Here is a 16,188-nt window from a genome sequence, read left to right on the forward strand (position 1 = left end):
TTAGCTGCTAACTAACCCGGCGAACAAAAGGTAAAAGGCTTTCTAGAACTACATCATAAAAATGCTCTTGCGGGTAGTGTGCCGCTTCTTCTAACTGAATAAATTTTGAGTGAGGGATAGCGGCGGCAAAATTTTGGGCCATTATGGGAGGTAGCCAAGGATCGGTCATTCCCCAAATAATTGCGGTGGGATACTGCCATTGTTTAAATCCAGCTTCTATTTCCGCCATTGCTGAAGGCAACTGTAAATTTCGCACCACAGACATTAAACTTCGTCCGGCAGAGGAACTTTTTAGGAAAGGTTGACGGTAAATATCTAAATCGCGATCGCCTATTCGATACCGACTACCACTTTCTAAAGTTCGATCTACCAGCAAGGGATCTTGAGTCAACATATCTCCTGCTAAAGGTAAACCCCATTGTTTCATTTGCCAAGGTAATTTGGCACTAGAGGCAAGGGGCGTATTTAAAATTGCCAAACTTTCAATTTGCTCGGCATGACGTAAAGCATACTGTAAGCCTACAGAACCTAAAAAGCCTTGGACTACTAAAGAAAAACGTTCGAGTTTTAGCGCTTGCAGAAATTCGGCTAAAGCATTAATAAAAGCGTCAGGAGTATAATTAAATTCTTTGAGTTCAGGTTTAGCAGAAAAGCCAAAACCAACCCAGTCGGGAGCGATACATCTTGTCCCTTGATTTGCTAAACCTGGCATAATTTGCCGCCAAAGGTAGCTATGGGTAGGCAAACCATGTAATAAAACTACTGGTACTAAGTCTGTTTCGCTTCTTGGGGTAGACTCACGGTAAAACCAATCAATTGAGCCAACTTTAATTTTATTTTCTGTAACTATCACGCTGTATGGGTAATGGGTAATTGGTAATGGGTAATTGGTAAACTTGGTTTGCAGCTTTACAAAAGTAACTCTTTTTCGGCTAGTAGATTTTACCCCAAGAGCGATCGCCTATAATCTCAATTACCAAATCTACCGAGAGTGAGGGCTTGATAAATAATTCTGGATGCAGACTTTGCCAAAAGTAATTGACAAACTGCACTATCTCTGAGTCACTCATTCCTGATTTACCCAAAGACTTAGCTTGATGTTCGGCTTGTTGTCGCCACTGCAAAGCCCAACGATAGTCAAGAGGATACAGCAAAATTAACCGATCTATGCGTTCCCATAAAGGTAGATAATCCGCTAATTTTGCATTCATATCACGGGCAAATTGGCGATCGCTATCGGTAATAATTGGCGGTGGCGCGGTGTCAAAAACTCCCAGATCGATGGGTCGAACCCCGACAAACCAACCTTCAAATAAGATGATATCCGCCCTAGAAACGGCTTCAGAAATTCCTCGATCTCCCGCACCGTTGTAAGCCGATTTATCGAAGCGGGGAAGCTGTATTACTGCGTCAGAACTAGGCTGATGTAACGCATCCAAGACATTGACACCCAAATCTAGATCGTGAGTACCGGGAGGGCCACGCCAAATTAAACGCGGGTCTTGCTGTTTTAAAATTAGGCGACTTTCGTAAGTTTTGTACAAGTCATCCAAAGACAAGCTACAAGTGCGATAACCCATCTCACCCAAAATCAATATTAGGATAGAAGCTAAAGTAGATTTCCCTGTGCCTTGTCCGGCTAAAATACCTTGAATTAAAGGTCTTGATTGCGACTTCCGCCACGTTGCGATCAGCATTGCCAAAGGTAGCCACAAAGTCCATAGATTGAGGGCAAACTTATCGGCGGGAAGCTTTAGAATTTGTTGATTAAACTGGCTGCAATTTGGGTAAATAGAGCGAAAAATAGGCTCATATTCTATATTCAATGGTGTAATGCCAAAAGCTTTAACCCGTGCTGCATTGAATAATGGCGATCGGTTATTTATTAAAAGTTGTTCAAGCCACAAATCCATTAGGTGTAAATTAAAAACTCAGTTTTATTAAATGAAATTTATTGGGATCGATCTAGGTTGGAAATCGCAACCAAGCGGGTTATGTTGCTTGGAATTGGTAGACTTAAACTTAAATTTACTCAATTTAGATCGCCTTGAAGCAATTTCTGATGTGCTTTTTTGGTTAGACAACTGCGTTCAACTTCAAGATAGCGCGATCGTGGCTGTAGATGCCCCAACAATCATCCCCAACCTGACGGGAAGCCGCTTACCAGACAAACTAACCCATAAATATTTTGGACGCTACCATGCGGGTTGTTATCCGGCTAATCTTGGTCTGGCTTTTGCCGATCGCACTGTTGGTTTTGGCATAGAACTAGAAAACCGAGGTTTTGTCCACGCGCCAGAAATTACACCTCAACAACTAGGTAGATATCAAATTGAAGTATTCCCCCATCCGGCGATCATAGAATTATTTAACTTACCTTTAATTCTCAAGTACAAAAAAGGACGCATATTAGAGCGGCGCTTAGAACTAATTAAACTGCATAGATATATTGTGGATGTTTTGCCCACCTTTAAACCCGCTCTCAATCTAAATTCTCATCCGGTATTGTTTGCCGAAATCCCGACAACAGGAAAAGCTTTAAAAGCTTTAGAAGACAAGTTAGATAGTATAGTTTGCGCTTACGTTGGCGCTTACTGGTGGTTTTGGGGAAAAGAAAGAAATATAGTGTTAGGAAGTCGCGCTAACGGTTATATTGTGATTCCCAAACGCGAGAATTAGCGGTTCTTTTTGATAACCATGCGATCGCCATAAACTAATAATCGCTCTATAGTATCGATCCGATTCAACCAAACTTTAAATTGGTAAGGATTTTCTAACCGATAAAAACGCATTCCATCAATAAATTGCGACTCAAAGGCACTCAGCGCCCCTTTGGCGGTACTCAATCGCCCAGGTGTAGGATTAGCTGCAAGTTCGGCTAAAGCCGTTTCTAATACCTTTGCTTTGGCGTTAAAAGTGGGTTGTCCGCTTTTTACTAAAATAAGTTGTTTATTAGCTAATAAATAATCCCATTGCTGTTGTAAAGAGGTAAATCTAGCCGCCGCCGCATCGAAAGGCTGACGGTAAGGAATTGGCTCTTTTGCAACCCCTTGGGTGCGTTGAAAAATCCCTTGCAAGTCGCTGTTGAGATTATCTACAGCAAATAGAGCGTAACCACTAATGGGCAAATCTCGCACTAACTGAATTTGATCTACTGCTACGGGAGACGTTAAATTAAGTAGACGAATTCCTGGTACAACCAGCGCCGATCCTAACTTAGTTGAATTAATCCAAGGTTGAGCAAGACGCTGAAAACGGTAAGTATCTAGCGCGTAAGTCATGGGAATAATTAAATCTACATCTCCCCTTTGCGCCCAGACTTCCCAATGCTGCTGTAATTTATTTAGGCGCTCATGTTCCGAAAGTGGAAACACTGCCACAGACATAATTATATTTGGGCGAGTTTTTCGCAATTTTTGCGCTACTTGAGCGACAAAAGAATCAATTTGCAAGGTGCGAAAATCTGTCCATTTTTGCCACAATAGGCGATCGCGCGGACTAATCTCAGTAGGATCTACGCCCGTTAACTGCTTAAACTGCTGCCTTGAAGCTGTACCATAACCGTAAGTGCGATCGGCGGCGGGATCTTGAAAAGGATAGCGAATGTAGTCTAGTTGCAAGCCATCAATTTTATAACGCTGGGCAATTTCATCGCACAAAGCTAGTAAATACTGACGCGCTTGGGGATTTGCTGGATCTAAAAACGGCTTATTTTGACCGGGTGGAAACAAACTACCCCGGTTATCATAACTTGCCCAATCGGGATTAGCCGCAATCACTGGCCCCGGATAGTTAGCAGGTTGATTAACTAACTTATTATGACGTTGATTGCCGACAGCAAAAGCCCATACCCAGGCGTGCAATTCTATTCCTCGCTCGTGAGCTAACTTGACTCCCGACTCTAAAGGATCCCAACCTTTGACTAAAGGGTTTGCTTGGGGGGCAATTTTACTCGGATAAATGGGATAACCAGCATTAACGGTTTCAAGAAAAACAGTATTAATTCCCGCCTCTGCTAATTTGTCAAATATTTTTGCTAACCCTGACTCGGAGCCTGCACGAACAATTGTGCCTCTATCTAACCACATAGCACGAATTTCGGGTTGAGAAATCGGGCGGTTAGTGGGGTAATTTTTCCACAACAATTGAGAGGCTCTCAGCCACTCACTTCTTGCTTTGGTGTAGTTTCTGGTGTTAACTAGCCCAGGTAAGGTTTTGGCAATTTCTCTAGCTTTATCCAAGGCTTGAGTTGCACTTTGAGGTATAGCGGTAATTTTAGAACTAGCTATTTCTGTAGTTTCTGGGGAGCGATGATTGCGGGAATTTGCGGCTAGTTGGGCGCTTTCAAATCTACCAATCAAGTTATCTAATTCTTGACGCAGAGCGATCGCTTCTAACCCTGTAATAGGAGTTTTGGCATTGGGGGAAACTAATCCCCTTGGTGCTAATCTGTCTAATGGCTCATCGGAGGCTGGCGTTATAAAGCTTGTTTCTACTCTATTACTTGGACGATCAGCTATGGGCGGTGCAATTTGTCTTGTTATATTTGTAGGCGTTTGAGTTGTTTGTCTTGTTACAGGTTTGTTTGGCGTGACGGCAACTCTATTTGTGTTTGTGGCTACTGCGCCATTGCAATTTTTGGGTTTATTAATACTTGTACTTGCAGCTAATTTGACATGGCGGCTGAGGGCGGCTTTTAACCACGCGGTATCAAATTCTGTAGTAGTAGCAGCATTTGTTCCCCAATTCCAACCTAAAAGCGTCGTGCGCTCAGTAGTAACAACGGCGGAGGGAGTGCTAGGCGATTGCCAAACGGCGGCGGTTTGGCTAGTTACGCCTGTGGGAATTACCGATCCTCCCCAAGCTGTACCGCCTAAAGAATCTCTTACCCATTGTTGGGAATTAGTTTTTAATGGTTGTAACTTTGATGGCGCTTTAAACCCAAACCCCCAATAAGCTCCCAAAAGACTCCGCATTAGTTGCCTAACTCCGGGTTGACTTCTATTACCTACTGCGCCGCTAGTAATTACCCGTCCGCCTTTACTCATCCATCCTTCTAAAGCGATCGCCTGAGCGGGGGAAATTGTCTCGATATTCGGCAAAAATACCACTGGGCGATCGCTTAAATCTGTTACGCTTCTTACACTTGCTAAATCAATAACACAATAATTTATTCCCGATGCCTGCAAACGTGTAGTAATAGTTTGCCAGTATTGAGTATTTTCTTCGCTTTTGACTACGCCTAATATTTCGGTTTCCGCAGCCTCACTAGGTAAAGTAAATAGGGGCAAAAAGCTTGCACTCCAAGCAATTACTCCTAACCAAGCACAAAAACTCTTATTTGCTACTTTTTTGCGGCTAAAAGTAGCCATTCCTACTAATCGCAGCACGGGTAAACTTAATTTTGTTGGCATTATTTAATACAAGTCTCGATTAGCTCGGCAATCCCCCGGACGGGCAAAATTGGCGTATTGAGTTCTGATGCAAGTTCGGTAACGGTCATGTCGTCTAAAAAACAAGTATCATCATGCTTGAGCATCATAGCAGGTAGCAGCACTCCATCACCTAAGTAGTTCTGTTGTAACCCTGATAACAAATCTTGTCCAGTTAATAAGCCTGTAACTGTAATATTTTGTCCCCAATAATTGCTACATAGGGCAACCATAGTTATTTCTAAGTTTTCTACTTTATTTAGCCGCTCTACAATTGGCTGAAAAGCTTTTTCAACAGCGTTACCTACTACCCAAGTAAGTTTTTTGACTGTGGAGATTTGCTTGGGCAAGCTTTCGGCGGCTAAGTCAAATTCTTTGAGAAAAGAGCGAATTGAACCGACACCATTATCTATCTGCGGGTAGTTTTCATAATGAGATTCAGTCGGTACTTCTTGCCCTGCAATCAAAAACCATTCGTCAGCTAACCAGGCAAAAGTAGACTTTAAAGAAGTGCGAAATTTGGTTTGCAAATTTTGCACTTGTTGGATAACTTCGGCGGCTTTTTCTGGAGAAACGGGGATTAATTCGTCTTCGGTGGGGCGAAACTTAGTTAAACCTACAGGAACAACAGCAACCGATGCTACGGCGGGACTTTTGCCTTTATGAAAAGATGCCAAATCTAAGAGAGTTTTTTCTAAATGATCGCCGTCATTTATTCCGGGACATACTACTACTTGAGCGTGAATTTGTAGCCGCTTTTGTTGAAACCACGTGATTTGTTGTAATATTTCCCCAGCGCGAGGATTTTTTAATAGTTTAGTTCTAATTTCTGGCTCCGTGGCGTGGACAGATACAAACAAGGGCGATAGACGCATTTGCTCTATTCTTGACCATTCTTTTTGACTTAAGTTAGTCAACGTGAGGTAAGAGCCATAAAGAAAGCTGAGGCGGTAATCATCGTCCTTAAAATACAAGCTTTCGCGCTTACCAGGGGGCTGTTGATCGATAAAGCAAAAAGGGCAGCGATTATTACACTGAATTAAATTATCAAATAAAGCGCTGTCAAATTCTAATCCCAAGCCTTCGTCGTAATCTTTCTCAATTTCTAAGAGATGAGTTTTTCCTGTAGTGTCGATTACTTCTAGCTCTAACAGTTCGTCGGCGCACAAAAATTGATAGTCTATCAAGTCGCGGGGGTTTGTGCCGTTGATAGATATAATAGCGTCGCCAACTTCAAAACCCATTTCGGCGGCGATGGAGTCAGGGAGAATTTTAGTAATTTTGGCGGGATTGATGGCATTCATAAATCTTTGAGGCGGCGCAGCTTTTAGCTATTTGGCAATAAGTTAGTAGCGATCGCACTTAAAATAGCTATGCCAAAAGCTAGTCTGTACCAAACAAATACCCAGGTGTTTTGAGTTTGTAAGAAGCGCAGTAACCAAGCGATCGCTAAATAAGAAAATATCGCAGCAGAAATTACGCCCACAACCATTGTAACTATCCCGTCGTTGCTTATTCCTGTCTCTAATACATCTTTTAGTTCTACAAGTCCGGCTAAAGTAATTGCCGGGATACCCAGCAAAAAAGAAAATCGAGCCGCCGCACCTCTTTCTAAGCCCATAAATAACCCCGCCGTCAGTGTCGATCCAGAGCGCGATACACCGGGGATAAGAGCTATAGCTTGAGCAAGTCCCATTAGTATCCCATCAGTGACGGTTAATTTTTCAAAGTTACGCTGGCGCTTGCCTACTTGCTCTGCTAATCCTAGTACCAGTGACATTACTATAGATGCGATCGCAATTGCGCCTAAACTTCGTACTGGGGAATTATTAAAATCTTTAATAAATGTTTTTATTAATAGTCCAAAAAATAGTATAGGTAAAGTTCCCAGCAATATTCCAATTGCTAGGCGCAAATCGTAGGATTTATAATTTTTCTGCTTAATTGCCGTAAATGCCCCAATAGTAATTTGAGTTAAATCGCTCCAAAAATACCATAGTACGGCGGCGATACTTCCTAGCTGAATTACCGCAGTAAAAGCTACTCCCGGATCTCCCCAGCCTAACAATACAGGGATTACTTTTAAGTGAGCGGTACTACTAATAGGCAAAAATTCTGTAAGTCCTTGCACCATCCCCAGAATAATTGCTTGAAAAACATTCGGTTGAGTCGTAGTTGTTGCTGGCATTTGACTCCATACTTTTACTGGTATGGCAACAACCGCAACGGTACTAAAAAGCGCCAAAATTCGATATTTTATTGAAAACATAATTTATTTTTTGAGAAGACTTACGCAGTGTCGCCTTAAATTGACGCTTTTGCCAACATTAAATCTTGCTCTTTCTCGGTAGTTCGTAATAATTAAGGTATTATTAATATGCCCCCCCAGGGCATCGATCTTATGTTATCGTTAAGTAAGATTAAGTTAAGTAAATAATATTAATATAGTACCTTGGTTAACCAAACATTGCCCCCTTACAGCGTCGCAACTACAGCGTTAGCAACCGCCGAATCGCCCAGAGTTAGCAATATAAATATTTCTTGGCAAGTTGGCTTTCGGCAAGCTTGGTTAATTTTTGGAGCGGCGATTTTTTTAGTAACCGTACCCGTATTTATTGAAGCGCCTTTAGTGCGGGTACTTCCCCTGTTGAGCTTGGTACTAACGGCGGGGTGGTTGTGGCTGAGTTATAAGTTGATGAGTACACCCAAAACTTATATTTGGGGAGACTTATTACTAGGTTTTAGTTGGAGTTGGTTAGCAGGCTCGGTTTACTGGGGCTGGATGCGCTGGGAACCTTTGTTACATTTGCCTGTAGAAGCGATCGCCTTGCCTTTTGCGATCGCCGCTTTAAAGCGCGGCTGGGGGAAAGTAGGCAACTATTTTTATCTAGGTTCCTTACTCGGAACAGTATTAACAGATATATATTTTTATTCAGTCGATTTGATTCCTCACTGGCGGCAGATTATGCTTGAGCCAGAATTGACACCAAGTATTTTACATAGTGCCTTGGCGCAAGTGCAAACACCCCTAGGGCAAGGTTTAGCAATAATTCTCGCTACTGTGTTGCTAGTTTGTGGGACGTTGCCTTTGCTATCTAAACAACTGCATTGGTGGGCTTTTGGGGGAGCGGTGCTGAGTACAATTTTAGTAGACAGCTTATTTTTAGTTGCCGCGATCGCCGCTTAGAACTATTTAGCTAATCCATGTTCTAAAGCAAAACGTACTAATTCTGTGCGGCTATTTGTCCCAGTTTTGCTAAATAGACGACTAACATATTTTTCGACATTGCGGACGCTAGTTTGCAGTTGACGGGCAATTTCTTTATTCATTAGCCCGGTTGTAACTAAATCTAGTACGCTTTGTTCTCTAGGTGTGAGGTCAATTTTAAATGGCATCGGCGTTTGCACAATACCGTTTTTTTGAGTAAGAATCGCCTTAATTTGGGCAATTTGATTAGCTAAATCGGCAAGATCGGGGATTTCGCCGTTTTCCTTGGTAGGTGCAACTACACGACGTTCAAGCAAGTTTTCGATGATCGCTACCAATTCGTCAGGATCGAAAGGTTTAGACAAATAAGCATCGCACCGCGCTTGATAGCCTTGAATGCGATCGCCTGTCATGCCTTTGGCGGTTAAAAATATCACAGGAAGGGCTGTAAATCTAGCATCGTCGCGCAATTGTTTGAGAAACTGGTAGCCGTCTACTTGGGGCATCATAATGTCAGAGATTACCAAGTCGGGGGTTGTTTGTTGCATCAATTCCCAGCCTTCACGAGCATTACTTGCTACTTGAACGCTAAAGCCACTTTCGGTTAAATAATCTTTGACAGCCTCGCGCAATCCTGGCTCATCATCTACCAATAACAGTTGTGCTGACGACATTAATTTAAGTTTCCTCTAAGATTTTTAAACAACGATAGTCTTCCACTTCATAGATAATTAATACCTATTGCATGATGGCGGCTATCTACAAGATTAGCTATTTACAAACTAACTAAAACCGAATTGCCTTCAATTTTAGCTTTGTAAGTTTTCAAAGGCTTAGAAGCGGGCCCTTTTAATACTTTGCCATCTGTGCCAAATTCTGAAGCATGGCAAGGACAAACAAATTTTTGTGACTTCGCAGCCCACGTTACAGCACAACCAGCGTGAGTACAGGTAGGATTTACAGCGCTAAGATTGCTGGTGGGACTGGTACGAACTACTAAAACTGCACCAACTGGAGACCTTTTGTTAAGCAACTGATTATTTTTACCTAACTGTGCTGTTGTACCTACGGGCTTAAACCCACCTTTATTATTCGCTTCTGCTTGAGTAGTGGGGGTACACGCGGCGATCGCAATGGGCAAAGAACTTGCTAACCAACCTACACCTACCCAGTTCAAAAAAGCTCGACGATTCATACCATTGTCCTTAGTTTTGATTTAAAAAATTTGCAAAAATTAACAGTATCCCCAGATTTTTAGCTGTTATTTTATTAATTCATCTCTCTTTTGACAGGTATTTTATGAAAAAAATGCATAATTTTTATGCGTTTTAGTCATATAACTCAATATTTTGTTACTAAAGATACGAACTTAATTGTTAATTAATCCTAACTTGAATAATAACAAGCATTTAAAAATTGTCTAAGCAATGAGTGCCTAAATACAAGCATCGCGCCTAAACAGAACGATTCTTAGTTCTTCCAAATGGTGTAGCGCAAGATACGAACTTAGTGCTTGAAGTCTAATAACCTAGCAACAAATAGCAGCTTTTTTAAATTTATGCGACTTCAAAGCTAGGTAAACGAAAATATAAGGTTTAGTTCATGACAGAAGATGCGATCGCCAAAACGAGCCTAAATAAATTTGAGAAGCTTAAAAAAGAAAAAGATGGGTTAGCGGTAAAAGCAGAATTGGCTCAATTTGCGTCTATAGGCTGGGAAGCTATGGACGACACCGATAGAGAACATCGGCTAAAGTGGTTGGGCGTATTTTTTCGTCCCGTCACCCCCGGCAAATTCATGATGCGGATGCGTTTACCTAACGGGATTATAAATAGCCAGCAGTTGCGAACCTTGGGAGAAATAGTCGAAAATTACGGCGATGACGGTTGCGCGGACATTACAACTAGGCAAAATATTCAATTGCGCGGCGTAAGAATAGAAGACTTGCCAGATATTTTTAATAAAATGCAGCAAGTAGGCTTAACCAGCGTCCAGTCGGGAATGGACAACGTTCGTAACATTACAGGAGATCCTATAGCTGGATTAGATGCAGACGAACTATTTGACACGCGGGAACTAGCAAGTCAAATTCAGGACATGATTACGGGTAACGGTGAAGGTAATTTAGAATTTACAAACTTACCCAGAAAGTTTAATATTGCCCTTTCGGGCGGGCGAGACAATTCAATTCACGCCGAAATCAACGATTTAGCATTTATTCCCGCTTATAAAGACGAGCAATTTGGCTTTAATGTCTTAGTTGGTGGCTTTTTCTCTGCCAAGCGCTGCGATGCGGCGATTCCTTTAAATGCTTGGGTAGCACCATCGGACGTAGTAGCCGTATGCAGAGCAGTTTTAGAAGTTTACCGCGACAACGGGCTAAGAGCGAATCGACAAAAATCTCGGCTAATGTGGCTAATTGATGAATGGGGTTTAGAGAAATTTCGTACAGAAGTTGAAAAGCAATTAGGTAAAACCTTAGTTAGCGCCGCCGAAAAAGATGCAATAGATTGGGAAAAACGCGATCATATTGGCGTTTATAGCCAAAAACAACCAGGCTTGAATTATGTAGGCTTACATATTCCCGTTGGGCGCTTATTTGCTCAAGATATGTTCGATCTAGCAAGACTAGGGGAAGTGTATGGTAATAGCGAAATTCGGTTTAGCGTCGAGCAAAACGTGATTATTCCCAATATTGCCGACTCGCGCTTAAAAGCATTACTAAATGAACCCATCTTAGCGAGATTTTCTATTGATCCAGAACCCTTAATGCGCGGATTAGTTTCTTGTACAGGGGCGCAATTTTGCAACTTTGCCTTAATTGAAACCAAAAATCGCGCTTTAAAAGAAATTGCTTTCTTAGCTCAAGAATTAGAGTTAAGCCGTCCTGTCCGCATTCACTGGACAGGTTGCCCCAATTCTTGTGGACAACCCCAAGTTGCAGATATCGGATTGATGGGAACCAAAGCCCGTAAAAATGGCAAACCTGTAGAAGGAGTTGACATTTATATGGGTGGGACAGTTGGTAAAGACGCGCATTTAGGAACTTGCGTAACTAAAGGCATTTCTTGCGAAGACTTGCAACCTGTATTGCGTGACTTGCTAATCGAGCATTTTCAAGCAAAACCGAGAGAAAAAGTTTTGGTTTCTACCTGAAGTCAAAACTACAAATCTCTTAGACAACTTACGAAAATTTAATTAACAGCAGACAATGACAAACATTTCCAGAAGACAATTTATTATCACCGCAGGCGCAGCTACTACCGGAACTCTATTAGCGCATGGTTGCTCCTCTGGTTCAACGGATACTAATAGTAGTGGTGGAACTGCAAGCCCTGTTGCGAGTGTTGTGGCTGCGGCTAATGCCCCAAAAGTAGAAACCACCAGCGCTAAGTTAGGATTTATCGCTCTTACAGATTCCGCACCCCTGATTGTAGCGCTAGAAAAAGGAATTTATGCCAAGTACGGCATGACCGATGTAAAGGTAGAAAAACAAGCCTCTTGGCCCGTAACCCGCGATAACTTGGTATTGGGTTCTGGCGGCGGCGGTATTGATGGAGCGCATATATTATCACCAATGCCTTACTTAATGGCATTAGGAACGATTACCCAAGGTAAGCCGATACCAATGTACATTTTGGCGCGGTTAAATACCAACGGGCAAGCCATCTCGGTTGCTAATACTTATAAAGATATGAAGGTGGGCTTAGACAGCGCGCCGCTAAAAGATGCTTTTAGTAAATCTGTTGCCTCTGGGAAAGAACTCAAAGCCGCGATCACTTTTCCAGGCGGTAATCACGACCTGTGGATGCGCTACTGGTTAGCCGCCGGGGGGGTCAATCCTGATTCAGACATCTCTGTAGTTCCCGTGCCGCCGCCCCAAATGGTTGCCAATATGAAAGTAGGCAATATGGAAGCATTCTGCGTTGGAGAGCCTTGGAATGCCCAGCTAGTAAACCAGAAGCAAGGTTACTCGGCTTTAGTTACAGGTGAGCTTTGGAAAGACCACCCCGAAAAAGCTTTTGCGATGCGGGCTGATTGGGTAGATAAAAATCCTAATGCCGCCAAAGCAATGCTAATGGCAGTTCAAGAAGCTCAACAATGGTGCGAAAAAGCCGAAAACAAAGACGAAATGGTGGAAATTATTTCTAAGCAGAAATGGTTTAAAGTGCCAGCTAAAGATATTATTGAGCGCTCTAAAGGCAATATTGACTACGGCGACGGTCGCACAGTCAAAGACTACCCATACAGAATGAAGTTTTGGGCAGACAATGCTTCTTACCCTTACAAGAGTCATGACCTATGGTTTTTGACAGAAAACATCCGTTGGGGTAAGCTTCCAGCCGATACAGATACAAAGAAAATTATCGATCAAGTAAACCGTGAAGACTTGTGGAAAGAAGCCGCTAAAGAACTAGGAGTAAGCGCCGCCGAAATTCCTACCAGTACATCACGCGGGGTAGAAACGTTTTTTGATGGTGTCAAGTTCGACCCCGCAAACCCCGCCGCTTACTTGAAATCTCTCAAGATTAAAAAAGCTTAATCCTTTGTTAGTGCAGAGAAGTAAGCTACTGCACTGACATCCGCCTATCAAGTAAATCGCCACACTTAGGAGAAGTTAAAGGATGACCGCTACCCTTCCCAGTCGAACTAAAAGTAAAAAGAAAACTGCCCAAAAAGAAATTACTGCAATTGTTACAAAAAAAATTCTACCGCCAATAATTGCGATCGCTATCTTTGCAAGTATCTGGCTGTTGTTAACTCTAGGTGATAGCCCTAGATTGCCATCGCCGATTACGATGGTCAAAGAAACTTGGGATCCTTTTATTATTAATCCCTTTTTTGATAACGGTGGTACAGATAAGGGACTCGGTTGGCAACTATTGGCAAGCTTACAACGGGTTGCTATTGGCTTCTCTTTGTCAGCGATTGTCGGGATTACGTTGGGAATCTTAATTGGGGCTAATGTGTGGGTATATAACGCTGTAGACCCTTTGTTTCAAGTATTGCGGACGGTTCCCCCTTTAGCATGGTTGCCGATTTCCTTGGCAGCATTTCAGCAATCTAACCCTTCGGCAATTTTTGTTATTTTCATCACGTCGATTTGGCCGATTATTATCAATACAACTGTAGGCGTTCAACAATTGCCCCAAGACTACCGCAACGTGGCTAGAGTGTTGAAATTGTCTGGTTCTAAGTATTTCTTTAAAATCCTATTTCCGGCTACCGTTCCTTATATATTTACAGGGTTAAGAATTGGCATCGGTTTATCTTGGTTGGCAATTGTAGCGGCGGAAATGCTCGTTGGGGGTGTGGGAATTGGCTTCTTTATTTGGGATGCTTACAATAGTTCGCTGTTGAGTCAAATTATCTTGGCACTAATCTACGTTGGGATTGTAGGTCTGATACTAGATCGATTGGTAGCATTTGTTGCCAGCAAAGTAGTTCCAGAAGAACAGAAATAAGTGGCAAAAATAGAGTATCTTACGCAAGATCAAGCGTAAATAAGAATTTCCCAAGTTTTCCTAGTAGCCTTTACCCTTCAGCCTTAAATAAGTCATGTCTGTATTTGTTGAAGTAGACCACATCGATCGCATCTTTCCCTTGCCCAACGGCAACAGCTACACAGCCTTAAAAAATATCGACCTCAAGATCCCTCAAGGCGAATTTGTTTCCTTGATTGGTCACTCTGGTTGTGGCAAATCCACTTTATTAAATATTATTGCTGGATTGGATAGAGCAACCACGGGCGGAGTGATTTTAGAAGGGCGCGAGGTTAGAGAACCAGGGCCCGATCGCATGGTAGTGTTTCAAAACTACTCTTTATTGCCTTGGTTAAGCGTATTGGAAAATATCAGCTTGGCAGTAGACGAAGTTTATCAAAATAAACCAAAAGGCGAACGCAAATCAATTGTCGAACATCACATCGATTTAGTAGGGCTGCGCGCCGCAGCTAATAAGCGTCCTGGGCAATTATCGGGAGGAATGAAACAAAGAGTTGCCATTGCCCGTGCTTTAGCAATTCGCCCCAAACTACTGCTACTAGATGAACCTTTTGGGGCATTAGACGCTTTAACGCGCGGTGGTTTGCAAGAACAATTGATGAAAATCTGCAACGAAAGCAACTTAACTTGCGTGATGGTGACTCATGATGTCGATGAAGCATTGCTATTAAGCGATCGCATTGTGATGATGACGAACGGGCCAGAAGCGCAAATTGGGCAGATTCTTGACGTTGAAATACCTCGCCCTCGTCAAAAGATGGAAGTAGTCAACCACCCCAGTTACTACGGCTTGCGGAACGAAATAATTTATTTCCTCAATCAGCAAAAACGCGCCAAACAGCGTAAAGCAAGGCAAAAAGTAGTTTTAGCAGGCAATGGTTTAGAAAAGGTAAATTTAGAACTTGGCTTTATTCCCCTCACCGACTGCGCCCCGTTAGTAGTTGCTAAAGAAAAAGGCTTTTTTGAAAAATACGGCTTAACAGAAGTAACCCTTAGCCGTGAACCAAGTTGGAAAGAAATTGCTAAAGGTGTCGGTACGGGGCGCTTAGATGCGGCGCAAATGGTCGCGGCAATGCCCTTAGCTTTAACTTTGGGCGCGGGTGATAAACCGCCAATTCCTATAGTTAGTGCCATGAATTTGTCGCGCAACGGTAACGCAATTACTTTTAGCAAAAAGCTGTTCGACCAAGGGGTAAGAACCCTAGCAGATTTTAAAGAAGCGATCGCATCTTCTCCTGATAAAGTCCATACTTTAGGGATGGTGCATCCTGCGTCGATGCACAACTTACTATTGCGCTACTGGTTAGCTTCTGGCGGAATTGACCCCGATACAGATGTCAGCTTAACAGTAATTCCACCGCCGCAGATGGTATCAAACCTCAAAGCGGGTAATATTGACGGCTACTGTTCTGGCGAACCTTGGAATTCTCGCGCCGTGTACGAAGACTTAGGCTTTGTGATTGCGACAGATTTAGAAATTTGGGCAGGGCATCCAGAAAAAGTTTTAGGTGTAACAGAAGAATGGGCAAATAAATATCCCCAAACTCATGTAGCCTTAGTTAAAGCCTTGCTTGAAGCTTGCGAATACTGTGACGACTGGCGTAATCGAGAAGAAATTGTTGAAATCCTCTGCCGCCCAGAATACGTTGGTTCAGCACCCGTTTATACTCGCCCCGGATTTCTCGATCCTTACGAGCGCGGAGATGGCACAGAACCCGTGCAAATGTATACCTTTAACCAATTCTACGTCAACAAAACCAACTACCCAGACCGGGCAGAAAGGTTATGGATGATGACGCAATTAGCCCGTTGGGGTTTAGCACCATTTCCCAAAAACTGGCAAGAAATCCTTGATCGCGTTTGCCGTGCGGATATATTTGGTGAAGCCGCAAGAGAATTAGGCTTTTTGGATACTGGACGAGATCCTAGAACAATGATCTTTGACGAGATTGTTTTTGATCCAGAAGATCCAATTAAGTATCTCAACAGTCTGAAAATTAAACAGCCTTTACGGATTCAAGAAGTATGTTTGATTTAACCGCCA

Annotated in this window: 13 protein-coding genes; 6 read left to right on the forward strand and 7 right to left on the reverse strand. The window is 42.6% G+C overall.

Annotation, left to right across the window (positions count from 1 at the left end; translation table 11 throughout):
- Window positions 1-7: 7 nt before the first annotated feature.
- A complete protein-coding gene (locus C7B70_RS05060; protein ID WP_199192075.1) occupies window positions 8-850 on the reverse strand; it encodes an alpha/beta fold hydrolase in 843 nt (280 codons plus the stop codon).
- Between the two features lie 82 nt (window positions 851-932).
- Window positions 933-1,913, reverse strand: a complete 981-nt coding sequence (locus C7B70_RS05065) for a glycerate kinase (RefSeq protein ID WP_106367980.1) — start codon at window positions 1,911-1,913, stop codon at window positions 933-935.
- Between the two features lie 31 nt (window positions 1,914-1,944).
- Between C7B70_RS05065 and C7B70_RS05070 the strand changes: the two genes are divergently transcribed.
- Complete coding sequence (locus C7B70_RS05070) at window positions 1,945-2,679, forward strand: DUF429 domain-containing protein (protein ID WP_106367981.1); 735 nt, start codon at window positions 1,945-1,947, stop codon at window positions 2,677-2,679.
- Here the strand turns inward: C7B70_RS05070 and C7B70_RS05075 are convergent.
- Genes C7B70_RS05075 through C7B70_RS05085 form a run of 3 tightly spaced genes read right to left on the reverse strand, consistent with a single transcriptional unit; the run spans window position 2,676 to window position 7,701 of the window.
- Window positions 2,676-5,414, reverse strand: a complete 2,739-nt coding sequence (locus tag C7B70_RS05075) for a family 10 glycosylhydrolase (protein WP_106367982.1) — start codon at window positions 5,412-5,414, stop codon at window positions 2,676-2,678. The two genes, C7B70_RS05070 and C7B70_RS05075, sit on opposite strands and share 4 nt — an antisense overlap.
- Window positions 5,414-6,736 carry a TIGR03279 family radical SAM protein gene (locus C7B70_RS05080; protein WP_106367983.1) on the reverse strand — a complete coding sequence of 441 codons (1,323 nt, stop codon included), beginning with the start codon at window positions 6,734-6,736 and terminating at the stop codon, window positions 5,414-5,416. Before C7B70_RS05080 ends, C7B70_RS05075 begins: the two co-directional genes overlap by 1 nt.
- 23 nt (window positions 6,737-6,759) lie before the next feature.
- On the reverse strand, window positions 6,760-7,701 hold the full coding sequence (locus C7B70_RS05085; protein WP_106367984.1) for an undecaprenyl-diphosphate phosphatase: 942 nt from the start codon (window positions 7,699-7,701) through the stop codon (window positions 6,760-6,762).
- A 183-nt stretch (window positions 7,702-7,884) separates the two neighbouring features.
- On the opposite strand from C7B70_RS05085, the gene C7B70_RS05090 reads away from it, so the two are divergent.
- Entirely contained in the window at window positions 7,885-8,619 is a 735-nt protein-coding gene (locus C7B70_RS05090) for a DUF3120 domain-containing protein (RefSeq protein ID WP_106367985.1), read from the forward strand.
- Window positions 8,620-8,621: 2 nt separating this feature from the next.
- Here C7B70_RS05090 and C7B70_RS05095 read toward each other — a convergent pair whose 3' ends face one another.
- Together C7B70_RS05095 and C7B70_RS05100 are read right to left on the reverse strand one after the other, a co-directional pair.
- Window positions 8,622-9,314 (reverse strand): response regulator transcription factor, encoded by a 693-nt coding sequence (locus C7B70_RS05095; RefSeq protein WP_106367986.1) that lies wholly within the window; start codon window positions 9,312-9,314, stop codon window positions 8,622-8,624.
- A 101-nt stretch (window positions 9,315-9,415) separates the two neighbouring features.
- Window positions 9,416-9,835 carry a ubiquinol-cytochrome c reductase iron-sulfur subunit gene (locus C7B70_RS05100; protein WP_106367987.1) on the reverse strand — a complete coding sequence of 140 codons (420 nt, stop codon included), beginning with the start codon at window positions 9,833-9,835 and terminating at the stop codon, window positions 9,416-9,418.
- 407 nt (window positions 9,836-10,242) lie between these two features.
- Between C7B70_RS05100 and C7B70_RS05105 the strand changes: the two genes are divergently transcribed.
- From C7B70_RS05105 to C7B70_RS05120, 4 genes are all read left to right on the forward strand, one after another.
- The gene (locus C7B70_RS05105) at window positions 10,243-11,796 is read left to right on the forward strand and encodes a ferredoxin--nitrite reductase (protein WP_106367988.1); all 1,554 of its coding nucleotides are present in this window, start codon (window positions 10,243-10,245) and stop codon (window positions 11,794-11,796) included.
- Window positions 11,797-11,851: 55 nt separating this feature from the next.
- Window positions 11,852-13,183 (forward strand): CmpA/NrtA family ABC transporter substrate-binding protein, encoded by a 1,332-nt coding sequence (locus tag C7B70_RS05110; protein WP_106367989.1) that lies wholly within the window; start codon window positions 11,852-11,854, stop codon window positions 13,181-13,183.
- 82 nt (window positions 13,184-13,265) lie between these two features.
- Window positions 13,266-14,105, forward strand: coding sequence for a nitrate ABC transporter permease (gene ntrB, locus C7B70_RS05115; protein ID WP_106367990.1), 840 nt, complete (start codon window positions 13,266-13,268; stop codon window positions 14,103-14,105).
- 94 nt (window positions 14,106-14,199) lie between these two features.
- Window positions 14,200-16,182 (forward strand): nitrate ABC transporter ATP-binding protein, encoded by a 1,983-nt coding sequence (locus C7B70_RS05120; protein WP_106367991.1) that lies wholly within the window; start codon window positions 14,200-14,202, stop codon window positions 16,180-16,182.
- Window positions 16,183-16,188: the final 6 nt, after the last annotated feature.

Source organism: Chlorogloea sp. CCALA 695 (assembly GCF_003003885.1).
Taxonomy (GTDB): Bacteria; Cyanobacteriota; Cyanobacteriia; order Cyanobacteriales; family Chroococcidiopsidaceae; genus Aliterella.